The 15,388-nt window shown below is 75.6% G+C and carries 10 protein-coding genes; 8 read left to right on the forward strand and 2 right to left on the reverse strand.

The features are described 5' to 3' along the window. Positions 1–119: 119 nt before the first annotated feature. From V5D56_RS05730 to V5D56_RS05765, 8 genes are all read left to right on the forward strand, one after another. A complete protein-coding gene (locus tag V5D56_RS05730; RefSeq protein ID WP_435738092.1) occupies positions 120–1,589 on the forward strand; it encodes an MFS transporter in 1,470 nt (489 codons plus the stop codon). A 20-nt stretch (positions 1,590–1,609) separates the two neighbouring features. Continuing rightward, positions 1,610–3,967: a molybdopterin oxidoreductase family protein gene (locus tag V5D56_RS05735; RefSeq protein WP_435738093.1), complete on the forward strand. Its 2,358-nt coding sequence runs from the start codon at positions 1,610–1,612 to the stop codon at positions 3,965–3,967. Next, a complete protein-coding gene (locus tag V5D56_RS05740) occupies positions 3,964–5,745 on the forward strand; it encodes an FAD-dependent oxidoreductase (protein WP_435738094.1) in 1,782 nt (593 codons plus the stop codon). The genes V5D56_RS05735 and V5D56_RS05740 overlap by 4 nt, the downstream gene beginning before the upstream one ends. 270 nt (positions 5,746–6,015) lie before the next feature. Next, positions 6,016–8,706, forward strand: a complete 2,691-nt coding sequence (locus V5D56_RS05745; RefSeq protein ID WP_435738960.1) for an FAD-dependent oxidoreductase — start codon at positions 6,016–6,018, stop codon at positions 8,704–8,706. Then, on the forward strand, positions 8,703–9,137 hold the full coding sequence (gene nirD / locus V5D56_RS05750; protein ID WP_435738095.1) for a nitrite reductase small subunit NirD: 435 nt from the start codon (positions 8,703–8,705) through the stop codon (positions 9,135–9,137). Before V5D56_RS05745 ends, nirD begins: the two co-directional genes overlap by 4 nt. Then, positions 9,134–10,495: a uroporphyrinogen-III C-methyltransferase gene (cobA, locus tag V5D56_RS05755; RefSeq protein ID WP_435738096.1), complete on the forward strand. Its 1,362-nt coding sequence runs from the start codon at positions 9,134–9,136 to the stop codon at positions 10,493–10,495. The genes nirD and cobA overlap by 4 nt, the downstream gene beginning before the upstream one ends. Before the next feature lie 41 nt (positions 10,496–10,536). Next, a complete protein-coding gene (locus V5D56_RS05760; protein ID WP_435738961.1) occupies positions 10,537–11,628 on the forward strand; it encodes a uroporphyrinogen-III synthase in 1,092 nt (363 codons plus the stop codon). Further along, entirely contained in the window at positions 11,625–12,500 is an 876-nt protein-coding gene (locus V5D56_RS05765; protein WP_435738097.1) for a sirohydrochlorin chelatase, read from the forward strand. The genes V5D56_RS05760 and V5D56_RS05765 overlap by 4 nt, the downstream gene beginning before the upstream one ends. A gap of 53 nt (positions 12,501–12,553) precedes the next feature. Here V5D56_RS05765 and V5D56_RS05770 read toward each other — a convergent pair whose 3' ends face one another. Then, a complete protein-coding gene (locus tag V5D56_RS05770; RefSeq protein WP_435738098.1) occupies positions 12,554–14,074 on the reverse strand; it encodes an MFS transporter in 1,521 nt (506 codons plus the stop codon). After that, on the reverse strand, positions 14,071–15,231 hold the full coding sequence (locus tag V5D56_RS05775; RefSeq protein ID WP_435738099.1) for an alcohol dehydrogenase catalytic domain-containing protein: 1,161 nt from the start codon (positions 15,229–15,231) through the stop codon (positions 14,071–14,073). Before V5D56_RS05775 ends, V5D56_RS05770 begins: the two co-directional genes overlap by 4 nt. Positions 15,232–15,388 lie beyond the last annotated feature (157 nt).

Genomic DNA, 15,388 nt, shown 5'->3' on the forward strand with positions numbered 1-15,388 from the left:
ACGACCGTCCGACGCGGTGTGCGGAAGACCTCACACACGCTTAACGACCCGCGCCGACCGGCGAAACACGGGGTTCCTAGCGTCCTGGGTACTGACCGGGACCTGCTGAAGGAGCCGCCATGTCCGCGCCCACGAGCCCCACCACCCACGAGGGTGAGCAGTCCGCAGACCGACCCGCCGGCGCCGAGCCGGCCGAGAGCACCACCGCGACGCTCGCGCCCGAGGCGACGGCCGCCGTCGGGCAGGCCGCCGCACGACACCGCTCCGGGCGGTGGATCGACCGCTGGGACCCGGAGGACCCGACGTTCTGGCGCGACGGCGGCCGCAAGGTCGCCTCGCGGAACCTCTGGATCTCGGTGTTCGCCGAGTTCCTCGGGTTCGCCGTGTGGGCGCTGTGGTCGATCGTCGTGCCGCAGCTGCCGGCCGCGGGATTCGCCCTGACGGTCGACCAGCAGTTCTGGCTCATCGCCGTGCCGAGCCTCGTCGGCGCCACGCTGCGCATCCCGTACACGTTCGCGGTGCCGATCTTCGGCGGCCGGAACTGGACGGTCGTGTCCGCGCTCCTGCTGCTCCTGCCGACCGTCGCCCTGGCCGTCGTCGTGCAGAACCCCGAGACGTCGTTCGGCCTGATGCTCGGTGCCGCGGCGCTCGCGGGCTTCGGCGGCGGCAACTTCGCGTCGTCGATGGCGAACATCTCCTTCTTCTACCCCGAGCGGGAGAAGGGCAAGGCGCTCGGCCTCAACGCCGCGGGCGGCAACCTCGGCACCGCCGCGGTCCAGCTCGCCGTCCCGCTGGTCATCGTGGCCGGTGCGGGCATCGCGCTCGAGCGCGCCGGGCTCATGATGATCCCGTTCATCGTGCTGGCGGCGTTCCTCGCGTGGCGCTTCATGGACAACCTGTCCACCGCGAAGGCCGACCCGCGCTCGTTCGCCGCGGCGACGAAGAACAGGCACACGTGGATCATCTCGTTCCTCTACATCGGCACCTTCGGGTCGTTCATCGGCTACGCCGGGGCGTTCCCGATGCTGCTCAAGGGCCAGTTCCCCGAGGTCACGCTGTCCATCGCGTTCCTCGGCGCGCTCGTCGGCTCGGTCACGCGACCGCTCGGCGGCATCATCGCCGACCGCGTCGGCGGCACGCGCGTCACCATCGCCTCCTACGGGGTCATGGCGCTCGGCGCGTTCGGTGCGATCCAGGCCCTCCAGTCGCACAGCTTCGGCCTGTTCTTCGGCTCGTTCCTGCTCCTGTTCGTCGCGACCGGCATCGGCAACGGCTCGACGTACCGCATGATCCCCGCGGTGTTCCAGGCGAGCGCCGTGCCGGGCGACGCGGACGACGCCGCGCTCGTCGACGTCGACGCCGCCCGGGCACGGGCCCGCAAGGCCGCCGCCGGCTGCATCGGCATCGCCGGCGCGATCGGCGCGTTCGGCGGGTTCCTCATCCCGCGCGGGTTCGCGGCGTCCACGAGCCTCGCCGGGTCGCTCGTGCCCGCCCTGTGGACATTCATCGGGGTGTACGCCGTCATGGCGGTCGTCGCGTGGGCCGTGTACCTGCGCAAGGGCGCGGCGCTCGCCGCGGCCCGGATCTGACGGACGGCCGAGGCACGCGCATGACGACCGCCCCCACGACCGCCGCGCCGGGGAGAGCTGAGGCCCCCGGCGCGGCGCCGGCCCGCACGCACTGCCCCTACTGCGCGCTCCAGTGCGCCATGACGCTCGCCCCCACGCCCCACCCCGTGCCCGACGCCGGGGGCGCGCCGGGCGCGGGAGGCGACGCCGCGGCGTCGGGCACCCCGGCGAGGCTTCTGCCCGTGACGGTCGCGCCTCGCGACTTCCCCACGAACAAGGGCGGCCTGTGCCAGAAGGGGTGGACGAGCGCGACGGTGCTGCGCGCGACCGACCGGCTCACGACGCCGTTCCTGCGTGGGGCGGACGGCGAGCTGCACCCCGCGACGTGGGACGACGCGCTGGACGTCGTCACCGACGGGATCACGCGGATCCAGGCGGCGCACGGGCGGGACGCGGTCGCGATCTTCGGCGGCGGCGGGCTGACGAACGAGAAGGCCTACGCGCTCGGCAAGTTCGCGCGCACCGTGCTGCGGACGGCCAACATCGACTACAACGGCCGGTTCTGCATGGCGTCGGCAGCGGCCGGCTCGAACCGCGCGTTCGGCATGGACCGTGGGCTGCCGTTCCCGCTCGCCGACCTCGCGGGCGCCGACGCCGTGCTGCTCCTGGGCTCGAACCTCGCCGAGACCATGCCGCCGTCGGTGCAGCATCTCGCGGGCGTGCGGTCGCGCGGCGGTCTCGTCGTCGTGGACCCGCGGCGCAGTGCGACGGTGGCGCTGACCGGCGAGCCGGAGCCGCGGGCGGGGGTGGCGTCGGGCGTCGGGCCGGTGGGGGACCAGGGCCTGCACCTGCAGCCCGTGCCGGGCACCGACCTCGTCGTGCTCCTCGCGCTGCTGCACGTCGTGGTCGTGGAGGGTCTCGTCGACGAGGAGTACGTCGCGGCGCGCACCACGGGGTTCGACGACGTGCGGCGCTCCGTCATGGCGTGGTGGCCCGAGCGGGCCGAGACGGTGTGCGGCGTCCCGGCCGAGCGGCTGCGGCAGGTCGCACGGCTGCTCGCCGCGGCGTCGCCGTCGCGTGGCGGGGCCGGTGCGTACCTGCTCACGGGGCGCGGCGTCGAGCAGTCCTCCCAGGGGACGGCGACCGTGACGGCGACCATCAACCTCGCGCTCGCGCTCGGCCTGCCAGGACGCGTCGGGTCCGGGTACGGCGCGATCACGGGCCAGGGCAACGGGCAGGGCGGGCGCGAGCACGGGCAGAAGGCCGACCAGCTCCCCGGCTACCGCAAGATCGACGACCCCGCGGCGCGCGCGCACGTCGCGGCGGTGTGGGGCGTGGACCCCGCGACGATCCCCGGGCCCGGCATGCCCGCGGTCCGGCTCCTGCGCTCGCTGGGCTCCGGCGAGGAGGAGCGGCCGCGGGCCCTGCTCGTGCACGGGTCGAACGTCGTCGTGAGCGCTCCGAACGCCGACAGGGTGGTCGACGGCCTGCGCGCGCTCGACCTGCTCGTGGTGTGCGACGTCGTGCCCTCCGAGACCGCGCTGCTCGCCGACGTCGTGCTGCCCGTGACGCAGTGGGCGGAGGAGGAGGGCACGATGACGTCGCTCGAGGGCCGGGTGATCCGGCGCCGTCGGGCGGTTGACGCCCCGGGCGAGGCGCGGTCGGAGCTGTGGATCCTCGCGGAGCTCGCGCGGCGCCTCGGGTCCTCCGTCGCGTTCCCGACCGACCCGGCCGTGGTGTTCGACGAGCTCGCGCGCGCGTCGGCGGGCGGGGTCGCGGACTACTCGGGGCTGAGCCACGCGCGGCTCGACGCGGACGAGGCCGACGTCGGGCCCGGCCTGTTCTGGCCGGTCCCCGCGGCGTCGGCCGAGCCCCACCCCGGGACGCCGCGCCCCTTCCTCGACCGCTTCGCCACCCCCGACGGCCGCGCCCGCGCGGTGCCCGTCGACCACGTCGGGCCGAGCGACGACGTCCGCCCCGACGCGCCCGTCTACCTCGTCACGGGCCGGGTGCTGCAGCACTACCAGTCGGGCGCGCAGACGCACCGCGTGCCCGAGCTCGACCGCGTCGTCCCCGACCCGTTCGTCGAGATGCACCCGCTCCTGGGCGTCCGGCTCGGCGTCGGCGACGGCGACCGCGTGCGTCTCACGTCGAGCCGTGGCCACGTCGAGGCGGCGGCGCGCTGGACCGATCGCATCCGGCCCGACACGGTCTTCATGCCGTTCCACTGGAGCGGCGCCGGGAGCGTCAACCGCGTGACGACGGACGCGACCGACCCGATCTCCGGGATGCCGGAGTTCAAGGTGTGCGCGGTGGACGTGCGCCGCGCACCCGACCCCGACGACCCGGCGGGCGGCCGCACGACGTCCGTCCGCGACCGGCAGGAGGTGCTCGCATGAGCGGGACGAGCGGGCGGGCGACACGCGTCGTGGTCGTCGGCAACGGCATGGTCGGCGCGCGGTTCGCGCAGGACCTCGTGGCGCGCGTCGGCACCGGCGCGGACGTCGCGCCGGTCGCGGTGACGGTGCTCGGCGCCGAGGAGTACGCGCCGTACAACCGGGTGCTGCTCAGCGAGGTCGTCGCCGGGAAGGTCGACCTCGCCGCGATCGGCCTGCCCGCGACGGACGACGCCCGCGTGACGGTGCGCCGCGGCACGGAGGCGATCGCGATCGACCGCGCGGCGCGGCGGGTCGTGACGGCGGACGGCGCCTACCCGTACGACGCGGTCGTCCTCGCGACCGGAGCGGCCGCCCGCGTGCCCGACGTCGCCGGGCTGAGCGGCCCCGACCTGCCCCGCGGCGCGCATGCGCTGCGCACGCTCGACGACGCGCGGGAGATCGTCGCCGCGTCGGTCAACGCGCGGCACGCCGTCGTCGTGGGGGCCGGGGTGCTCGGCCTCGAGGTCGCGTGCGGCCTCGCCCGGCGGGGCGTCGCCGTGAGCCTCGTGCACGGCGGCGACAGCCTCATGGACCGCCAGCTCGACGCCGCCGCCGGGGGCGTCGTCGCGCGCAGCCTCGCGGCGCTCGGGGTCCGCACGTGGACGCACGCGAGCACCGAGCGTGTGCGCGTCGACTCCGGGCACGTGCGCGGGGTCGCCCTGCGCGTGCCCGACGACGGCCGCGCGGCCTCGTCGACCGGCCTCGACTCGTCGACGGGACCGGCCGGGGCGCCCGGCGCGACGCGCGTCGTCGAGATCGAGGCCGACCTCGTCGTGCTCGCGTGCGGCACCGTGCCGGAGACCGGCCTCGCGCGCGCTGCCGGGCTCACGGTCGACCGGGGCGTCGTCGTCGGCGACGACCTCGCGAGCCCCGACGACCCCGCGGTGTTCGCGATCGGCGACTGCGCGCAGCCGCCCGAGGGCGGGTCGGGGCTCATCGCCCAGGGGTGGGACCAGTCACGTCGCCTCGCCGAGGCGCTCGCCATCATGGCGACGGCGAGCGCTACCGTGACGACCACCGCCTCCGGCGTCGACGCCGGTCCGCCCGTCCCGGTGTCGCCGCACGTGCGGCTCGGGGGCGACCAGGACCGCCCCAGCATGGCGCTCCGCCTCGCCATGAGCGTCGTGGTCCGGCCTGCCGTCTCATCGCTCCCGGTCCCCGCCGTCTCCCCCCGCCTCGACGTCGCACGGGTCGCGGCCGTCGGGACCGACGTCGTCCGGGTCAAGGCGGCGGGGCTCGAGATCGTCACGATGGGCGTGTGCGGGGTGCGCCGGCCGGCCGAACCGGGCCACCGCTCCGTCACGCTGAGCGACCCGGCGTCCGGTCGTCACGTCGAGGTGGTCGTCGCGGACGGCCTGCTCGTCGGCGCGACGTGCGTCGGTGCACCCGACGTCGGTGCGGACCTCACCGCCACGTACACCCGGCGCGTGCCCGTCCCAGCCGACCCGGCGCACCTCCTGCTGCGGCCGGTCGCGCAGGTGGCGGCGCCGGCGTCGACCCCGACGCACATGCCCGACCGCACGACCGTGTGCACGTGCAACGGCGTGACGAAGGGCGACATCGTCGGGTGCTGGCACGACGGCGCCCGCAGTGTCGACGACGTCGCGCGCGCCACGCGGGCGACGACCGGCTGCGGCGGCTGCAAGGACGTCGTGTGCGGTCTCGTCGACTGGCTCGCGAAGGCGGACCCGGACCAGCCGGCGGACGCCGGGCAGGCCCGGGTGACGGTCGCGCACTGAGGGCACCGTCTTCTCACCCGTGCCCCCCGCACCGTGTGAGAAGACCGTTACGGCCGGGCAACGACCGGGGCACGGTCGTGAAACCGCTGCTCCGTAGCGTCGTCCGTACCTTCCCGGCCGGCGCGCGAGGCCTGCGGCGGCCGGGGAGGTGGCTCGCCCGCCCCCGCTCACCCTCAGGAGCCCGCCGTGACCGGACCTCAGACCGATCCCGCCCCCGCCCCGGGCGCTGCGTCGACCGCGCCGCGACACCTCGTCGTCGTCGGTGGCGGCATGGTCGCCCAGCGGCTCGTCGAGGCGCTGCGCGCCCGTGACGGCGCGGGCGCCTGGCGCATCTCGGTGTTCGCCGAGGAGCCGCGCAAGCCCTACGACCGCGTCGCCCTGACGAGCTACTTCTCGGCGCGCGACGCCGAGGAGCTGACGCTCGGCGACCCGGCGCTGTGGGACGACGAGCTCGTCACGCTGCACCGCGACTGCGCCGTCACCGCGATCGACCGCGAGGCGCGGACCGTGACCGACCGGCTCGGCCGTGTCCACGCCTACGACGAGCTCGTCCTCGCGACCGGCTCCAACGCCGCGATGCCGCCCATCCCGGGCAACGACCTGCCCGGCGTGTTCGTCTACCGCACGATCGACGACGTCGCGGCGCTGCGCGGCTGGGTCGAGGAGAAGCGGCGCAGCACGACGACCGAGGGGGGCTGGGAGCGCCCGGTGCGCGGCGCCGTCATCGGCGGTGGCCTCCTGGGCCTCGAGGCCGCGGGCGCGCTCAAGGCGCTCGGCGCGCAGGCCACGGTCATCCAGTTCGGCACGCACATGATGGACGCGCAGATCGACCTCGGTGGCGGCGAGGCCCTCAAGCGCCTCATCAACGGCATGGGCATCGCGGTCCGCTGCAACACCGGGACCAAGGAGATGAAGGTCTCGCGCAAGACCGGCCACGTGGGTCGGCTCGACTTCGCCGACGGCGGGCGGCTCGACGTCGACGTCGTCGTCGTCGCGACCGGTGTGCGGCCGCGCGACGAGCTCGCGCGGGCGGCAGGGCTCGAGATCGGGGAGCGGGGAGGCGCCGTCGTCGACCTCGCGTGCCGCACCGAGGACGAGCACGTGTGGGCCGTCGGCGAGGTCGCGTGCATCGAGGGCCGGTGCATCGGGCTCGTCGCGCCGGGCTACGCGATGGCGGAGGTCGTCGCGGACCGCCTGCTCGGCGGCGAGGCGACCTTCCCGGGCGCGGACACCGCGACCAAGCTCAAGCTCCAGGGCGTCGACGTCGCGAGCTTCGGCGACGCGTTCGGCCGCACCGAGGGCGCGATGGAGCTCGTCTACGCGGACCCGGTCGCGGGGGTGTACAAGAAGCTCGTCCTGTCCGACGACGCGCGCACGCTCCTCGGCGGCGTGTTCGTCGGCGACGCGACGCCGTACGCGTCGCTGCGGCCCATGGTCGGGGCCGAGCTGCCGGGCGACCCGGGTGCGTTCCTGCTACCGGAGGGATCGGGCGGTGGCGCCCCGGCGCTGGAGCTGCCCGACGACGCGACGGTCTGCTCGTGCAACAACGTCTCGGCCGGGACCATCCGCAGCGCGGTCACGGAGCACGAGTGCACCGACCTCGCGAGCGTCAAGGCGTGCACGAAGGCCGGGACGTCGTGCGGCTCGTGCCTCCCGCTCGTCAAGAAGATCACGACGACCGAGCTCACCCGCGCCGGCGTCGAGGTCTCCAACGCCCTGTGCGAGCACTTCGAGCTCTCGCGGGCGCAGCTCTTCGACGCGGTGCGTGTCGCGGACCTGCACACGTTCAGCGAGATCATCGGGCGGTTCGGCCGCGTGCCGGAGGCCGCCGGCGCCGACGGTGACGGGACCCTGACGGGCGAGCACGCGGCGTCGGGCGACGAGCACGTGGGTGCCGGCCGGGGTTGCGACATCTGCAAGCCCACGATCGCGTCGATCCTCGCGTCGCTCGGCAACGGGCACATCCTCGAGGGCGAGCAGGCGACGCTCCAGGACACGAACGACCACGTCATGGCCAACATGCAGAAGGACGGCACGTACTCGGTCGTCCCGCGCATCCCCGGCGGGGAGATCACGCCCGACGGGCTGCTCGTCATCGGCCAGGTCGCGAAGGACTTCGGCCTCTACACGAAGATCACGGGCGGCCAGCGCATCGACATGTTCGGCGCACGCATCGAGCAGCTCCCGCACATCTGGCGCCGCCTCGTCGAGCACGGCTTCGAGTCGGGCCACGCGTACGGCAAGTCGCTGCGCACCGTGAAGTCGTGCGTCGGGTCGACGTGGTGCCGGTTCGGCGTCCAGGACTCCGTGGGCATGGCCGTCGAGCTCGAGCTGCGGTACCGCGGCCTGCGCTCGCCGCACAAGATCAAGCTCGGCGTCTCGGGCTGCGCGCGGGAGTGCGCCGAGGCGCGGGGCAAGGACGTCGGCGTCATCGCGACGGACAAGGGCTGGAACGTGTACGTGGGCGGCAACGGCGGCTTCACGCCGCGGCACGCGCAGCTCCTCGCCGAGGACCTGACCTCGGACGAGCTCATCCGCACGATCGACCGGTTCCTCATGTACTACATCCGCACGGCCGACCGGCTGCAGCGCACGGCCGCGTGGGTCGAGGACTACGAGGGCGGTCTCGAGGCGATCCGCGAGGTGATCATCGAGGACTCGCTGGGCATCGGGGCAGACCTCGACGCGGCGATGGTCCGGCACGTCGGCGACTACGAGGACGAGTGGCGCGCGGTCCTCGAGGACCCGGAGAAGCTGCGCCGCTTCGGCTCGTTCGTCAACGCACCGGCCGAGCCCGACCCGGACCTCGCCTACGTCACCGAGCGCGGCCAGATCCGCCCCGCGACGGCCGCCGAGCGTGCCGCCGCCCTCGACGCCGCCCGCACCGCGGGCGACACCGACCCCGCAGTCCTCACCGGCCCCGTCGTCATCGCGGGCTCAACCCTGGAGGTGCGTCGATGAGCACGCCGACCGTCGTCCCCGAGCCGTTGTCAGCACAGGGCCTGCCCCTGGACCGGGCAGCCGCTGACAGCTCGGAGCCCGTGACCTGGGAGCGCGTGTGCCTGGTGCGCGACCTGCTCGTCGAGCGCGGTGCGGCCGCGCTGGTCGGCGGGGTGCAGGTCGCCCTGTTCCGGCTCCCCGACGACACGGTCCGCGCGGTCCAGCAGCGGGACCCGTTCTCCGGCGCCAACGTGATGTCGCGCGGGATCGTCGGAACACGCGGCGGCGTACCGACGGTGGCCGGACCGATGTACAAGCAGGTGTTCGACCTCGCGACCGGCCGCTGCCTCGACAAGGTCGGCTTCGAGCCCGTGGACGGCCTGGCCGCAGACCTGGCGACCTGGCCGGTCGAGGTGCGCGACGGCGTCGTGCACGTGGGGAGCCGGCCGTGACCACGCTTCTCGGGCTCGACGTCACGGGGCGCACCGTGCTCGTGGCCGGTGGCGGCCCGGTCGCCGCCCGGCGTGCCCGCGCCCTGGCCGACGACGGCGCGCACGTCCGCGTCGTCGCCCCGCAGCTCTGCGAGGACCTGCGCGACCTCGTCGCCGCCTCCGTGAGTGCGGGCTATTTGTCCTCCATCCGTCCTCCGGACGACAGATATCCCGCACTCAGCGGAGGGGGGGTCACCTGGGTGCCACGCGAGGTGCGCGAGAGCGACCTCGACGACGCGTGGCTCGTGCTCACGGCCACGGACGACTCCGCGGTCAACCGCACGGTCGCGGAGTGGGCGTCGCGGCGTCGCACGTGGTGCGTCAACGCGGGCGCGGCGCACGAGGGGAGCGCGCGGACGCCCGCGACGACCCGCAGCGGGGACGTGCTCGTCGGGGTCGTGAGCGACGTGACCACGCCGCAACCGGCACGGGCTGCCGTCTCGACCACCGGTATGAACACCGCCGCAGCCCTCGCCGCGATGGTGGGTGCCGACCCGCGGCGTGTCCGCGCCGTCCGCGACGCGATCGCCGAGCACCTGCGCGCCGGCGGCGCGGACCAGCGCCGGCGCCGGCCTGCCCCGGGCGGGCTCGGCCGGGTGACGCTCGTGGGCGGCGGGCCGGGCGCCGTCGACCTGCTGACCGTGCGCGGGCGCCGCGCGCTCGCCGAGGCGGACGTGGTGGTCGCGGACCGGCTCGGCCCGGTCGACGTGCTCGAGGAGCTCGCGCCCGGCGTCGAGGTGATCGACGTGGGCAAGACCCCCGGGAACCACCCCGTCCCGCAGCACGAGATCAACGCGATCCTCGTCGAGCAGGCGCAGCGCGGGCGCGTCGTCGTCCGCCTCAAGGGCGGTGACCCGTTCGTGTACGGGCGGGGCGGCGAGGAGGTCGTGGCGTGCCGGGAGGCCGGCGTGCCCGTCGACGTCGTGCCGGGGATCTCGAGCGCGCTGAGCGTCCCGGCGCTCGCCGGCATCCCCGTGACGCACCGCGGGACCGTCGCCGCGTTCCACGTGGTCAGCGGTCACGACGGGCTCGACGACGCCTCGCTCGCCTGCGTGCGCGATCGCGCGGCTACGCTGGTGGTCCTCATGGGTGTCTCGCAGCTCTCCCGCATCACGGCCCAGGCGCTCGACGCCGGGGCCGACCCGAGCCTGCCCGTCGCGATCGTCGAGAACGGCTCGACGCCGCGCCAGCGCGTCACGCGCGCGGCGCTGGGCGAGGTCGTGGAGCGCGCCGCCCAGGTCGGGGTCCGGGCCCCGGCGATCATCGTGGTCGGAGACGTCGCCGCGGAGGGACGGCTCGACCCGGCGACGGTCGCGTGAGCGGCGAGGTCGTCCCGGCCGAGCGTGCCCTCGGGCAGGTCATGGCGGGTTGCACCGTGCTGGTCACGGCCGACCGCCGCAAGAGCGAGCTCGCGGCCGCGCTCCAGCGCCGCGGCGCCGAGGTGCGGCACGCACCCGCGCTGAGCATGATCCCGCACGTCGACGACGAGCAGCTCCTCGCCGGGACGAGGTCGCTCATCGAGCAGCCGCCGGACGTCGTCGTCGTGACCACGGGCATCGGCTTCCGCTCGTGGGTCGAGGCCGCCGACGCGCACGGTCTTGCCGACCGTCTGCTCGAGGTGCTCGCCGACGCGCGGCTCGTCGCGCGCGGCCCCAAGGCCCGGGGCGCCATCCAGGCCGCCGGGCTGACCGCCGACTGGGTCGCGGAGTCCGAGACGTCCGCGGAGATCGCCGACGTGCTCCTCGGCGAGGGCGTCGCCGGGCTCCGCATCGCCGTCCAGCACCACGGGGCGGGCGCCGACGGCCTGGACGTCGTGTTCGCCGAGGCGGGCGCCGACGTCGCGAGCCTCGTCGTCTACCGGTGGGGACCGTCGCCCGACCCGGAGGCCGTGCGCGCGTCCGTCGAGGCGGCGGCCGTCGGCGAGATCGACGCCGTCGTCTTCACGTCGGCGCCGGGCGCCGAGGCCTGGCTCAGCGCGGCCGAGGAGCACGGGGTCGGCCGGCTCGTCGTGTCCCGGTTCCGCGACGGGTCGATGGTCGCGGCCGCCGTCGGGCCCGTCACGGCCAAGCCGCTCGAGCACCGCGGCGTCACGCCGCTCCAGCCCGAGCGGGGTCGTCTGGGCGCGCTCGTGCGCACGCTCGTCGCGCACTACGAGCACGCCGAGACGGTCGCCCTCGCGACCGTCGCCGGCGTCCTGCAGATCCGGTCGCGCGTCGCGGTCCTCGACGGCGAGGTGCTGCCGCTGTCGCCCAGCTCCCTCGAGGTGCTGCGGCTCCTCGCCTCGCGCCGCGGCGAGGTCGTGACGCGCGACGACGTGCTCGACGTGCTGCCGGGCGACTCGCGCGACCCCCACGCCGCCGAGGTCGCCGTCGCGCGGCTGCGCGAGGCCACGGGCCGCCGCGACCTCGTGAAGACCGTCGTCAAGCGCGGATACCGATTGGAGCTCGCATGAGCACGGAGATCCTGGCCTTCCCGTCCGGTGCGTCGTCGCAGCGGTCCGCGCCCGCGGGCGCGGGAGGAGCGGGCCCGAGGCCGGGTGGTGGGCCTGTGCTCGTCGGGTGCTCGCACGGGACGAACGACCTCACCGGGCGCGACGTGATCCGGGCGCTGCTCGACGACGTCCGCGCCGCCCGGCCCGACCTCGACGTGCGCGAGGCGTTCGTCGACGTGCAGCAGCCGGAGGTCGCGGACGTCGTGACGTCGGTCGTCGCGCCGGAGCACGACCTGCCGGGCGACGCCGTCGTGGTGCCGCTGCTCCTCTCGGGCGGGTTCCACGTGGGTGTGGACGTCGCCGAGTCGGTCGCGGACCGCGGCCCCGGGACCGGTCGGGCCGCGGCGGCGACGCCGCTCGGCCCGGACGAGCGCCTGGTCGACCTCCTGGCGGACCGCCTCGCCGAGGCGGGGGTGCGACCGCACGACGCCGTGGTGATCGCCGCGGCGGGGTCGAGCCGGCCGGGCGCCGCGCGCGACGTCGAACGGCTCGCCGCGGGGCTCCGCGCACGGCACGCGGGGCCGGTGACCGTCGGCTACGGGGCGATGGCGAAGCCGTCCGTGCCCGACGCCGTCGCCGCCGCGCGCGCGTCCTTCGCCCCGGCCCCGGGGCCAGGTGCGCCGACGACGCGCGGCGAGGCGCCGTCGTCGGGCACGGTGCCGCGCGTGGTGGTCGCGGCGTACCTGCTCGCGCCGGGCTTCTTCTACGACCGCGTGCTCGAGGCGGGCGCGGACGTCGTGACGGCGCCGCTGGCCCCGGACGCCCGGCTGACCGCGATCGTCCTCGACCGCTACGCCGAGGCCGCCGCGACCCTCACCCCCGCCGCGAGATAGAACCCGCGGTCGCGAGGTAGAACGCGCGGAGCTCTACCTCGCGACCGGGGGTTCTATCTCGCGGTGACGAGCGGGCGGGTCCGCGGGGCGAGCAGCGCGACGCCGACCGCGAGCAGCACCGTCACGCCGAAGCACACGACGTACGCCGCGAGACCGAGCGTCGGGTGGAGCGCCCACAGCAACGACCCGGTGACGGCGAGCGCGGTGGCGGCGGCGACGGCGTCGGACACCTGCAGCGCCGAGCTGTTCGCGCCCTGCTCCGCGACGGGCGACAGCTCGAGCGTGAGCACCGAGAGCGTCGGGTGCGTCATGCCCATCCCCAGGCCGGCGAAGGTCCACGCGACCATCCCGACGACGGGCGGCACGGCCGTCCAGGCGAGCAGCGCCGCACCCGCGACGCCGAGCGCGACGAGCGTCCCCCCGAGCCGCACGTACCCCGCGTGGGCGAGCCCCCACGTCGCACGGCCGCGCAGCCACGACCCCGTCGACCAGCCGACCGCGCCGAACGTCAGGACCGCGCCCGCGAGCGACGGCGACAGCCCGCGCTCGTGCGACAGCAGGAGCGGCAGGAGCACCTCGGCGCCCGTGAAGGCCGCCGCGACGAGACCGCGGATCGCGACGACGCTCGGCAGCCCGCGTGCGGCGCGCGTCGTCCCCGGGGGCAGGAGGCGCGGCACGGCCACGGCGACGGCCGCGAGCGACAGGACGAGCAGCAGGACGAGCCCGACGCCGCGGAGCTGGCCCGCGTAGTTGAGCGCCCCGATCCCGACGGCCGCGACGACCGCCCACGCGAGCGACGCCTGGCGGGCGGTGCGGTCCAGCGGCGACTCGGCGTCGACGACCGCGCCCGAGGGCGAGCCGTCCTCCGAGGGCGCGGTCGCGCCGTCGGGCAGGCCGTCCGGTGCGGTGCCCGCAGGCGACGAGCCCCGCGCGACCCGCATCCCGGGCCGCATGAGGAACAGCGCCGGGACCGCGAGCACGGGGACGGCGAGGAACACCCAGCGCCACCCGACGTGCTCGACGACCAGCCCCGCGATGGCCGGCCCGACGATCGACGGGATCACCCACGCCGCGGCGAACGCCGCGAAGACCTTGGGGCGGCTCTCGGCGGGGAACACCCGTGCCACGAGCACGTAGAGCGCGACGATGTACAGCCCCGTGCCCACGCCCTGCAGCACGCGGCCCGCGACGAGCACGAGCATGTCCTGCGCGAACCCGGCGACGAGCAGGCCGGCGAGGAACAGGCCGATGCCCGTCCACAGGGGGGTCACCGGGCCGGCGCGGTCGCTCCAGCGACCCGACGCGACCATGCCGACGACGCTCGACGCGAGGGACGCCGCGAAGGCGAGCGTGTAGAGCGTGAGGCCGTCCAGCTCGACGGCGACGGTCGGCATCGCGGTCGCGACGGCGAGCGCCTCGAACGCCCCGAGGAACACGAACGCGACCATCCCGAACAGGACGGTGCGCTGGGTCGCGGGCGTCAGCGACCCGGTCGCCGGAACGGCCGGGCGAGCCGTCTCGCTCGCGGTCGTGCCGGGCTGTGCGTCGGGTCGCGTGCGCGGTTCCGCGGTCATACGAGAACTACCTTTCCGGTCGTGGCGCGCTCCTCGAGCTCGCGGTGGGCGCGCGCCGCCTCCGCGAGGGGTACCTGGTGGGTGACGACGCGCCACGTCCCGTCCGCCGCGAGCGCGAGGGCGCGCTCCTGCAGCGCGAACAGGTCTCCCCAGGGTCGGGCCTGGGGTCCCACGGCCCACCGTACGTCGCGGGACGGCGCCGGTCCGCCGGAATTCCGGTCGTCGTGGCCGACGTCACCGCCCTCCCCAGAGCTGTCCGAGCGCTCCGACCCGTCGGCCGCGCGGTTCGCCGCGCCGGAGGACCAGCCGAAGAGGACCAGACGACCACCGTCGCGCACGAGCGACGCCGCGTCCGTCCCGGCATCGCCGCCGACGCCGTCGAGCAGCACCGTGGCGCCGTCCGGCCCGACGGCGGTGCGCGCCTCGTCGAGCCACCCGTCCGCGCGGTAGTCGATCGCGGTGAGCGTCCCGCGCCGGGTGTCAGGGTGAGGGGTCATCGGGGTGTCGTGCGGTCCTGACACGCGCTGTCCACCCGGGCTGGTGTCCGGGCGAGAGATCACCGGGGTGGCCTCTCGCCCTGGCACCGTGGCGAGGGAGCGGACGAGCGCGACCTTCGCAGGTCCCCCGGCGAGCCCGACGACGCGCGCGCCGGCAGCGAGCGCGGCCTGCACGAGCAGCGTGCCCAGGCCGCCCGCTGCGGCGGTGACGACGACGACGTCCTGCTCCGTGAGCTCCGCGAGGTCGAGGATCCCGACGGCCGTGCGGCCTGTCCCGATCATCGCGAGCGCGTCCGGCGCGGTGACGTGGTCGGGGATGCGGTGCAGCGCCTCGACGGGCACGACGGCGAGCCGCGCATACCCGCCGCCGTCTGGCCGCGCGCCGAGGTGGGCGGCGACGCGCCGACCGCGCCACGCGGCGTCGACCCCCGGTCCGACGGCGTCCACGACCCCCGCGACCTCGCGGCCCGGGACCGTCGGCAGCTCGGGAAGCGGGAGCGGGCCGCCGCTCTCGCCCCGACGAAGTGTCGTGTCGAGCAGGTGGACGCCGTGCGCGCGCACGGCGACGCGGACCTCTCCGGGTCCGGGGACCGGATCGGGCACCTGGTCGAGGACGAGGTTCTCGGGCGGACCGAACGCGTGCAGGCGGATGGCGTCCACGGATGCTCCCTGGGTGTGGTCGATCGGGTGCTGGTCGGCGGGCGGCGCCGGACCGCGCGGCCTGGGCCGGTCGCGCCCTGCTAGTCTCGAACCTCAACATTTGTTGAGGTCAAGCGCCGAGGTGACGCTCTTCGTGAGCGGCTCGAGAGGAGGGACG

Origin of the sequence: Cellulosimicrobium sp. PMB13 (assembly GCF_051294865.1) — a bacterium.
Classification (GTDB): domain Bacteria; phylum Actinomycetota; class Actinomycetes; order Actinomycetales; family Cellulomonadaceae; genus Cellulosimicrobium.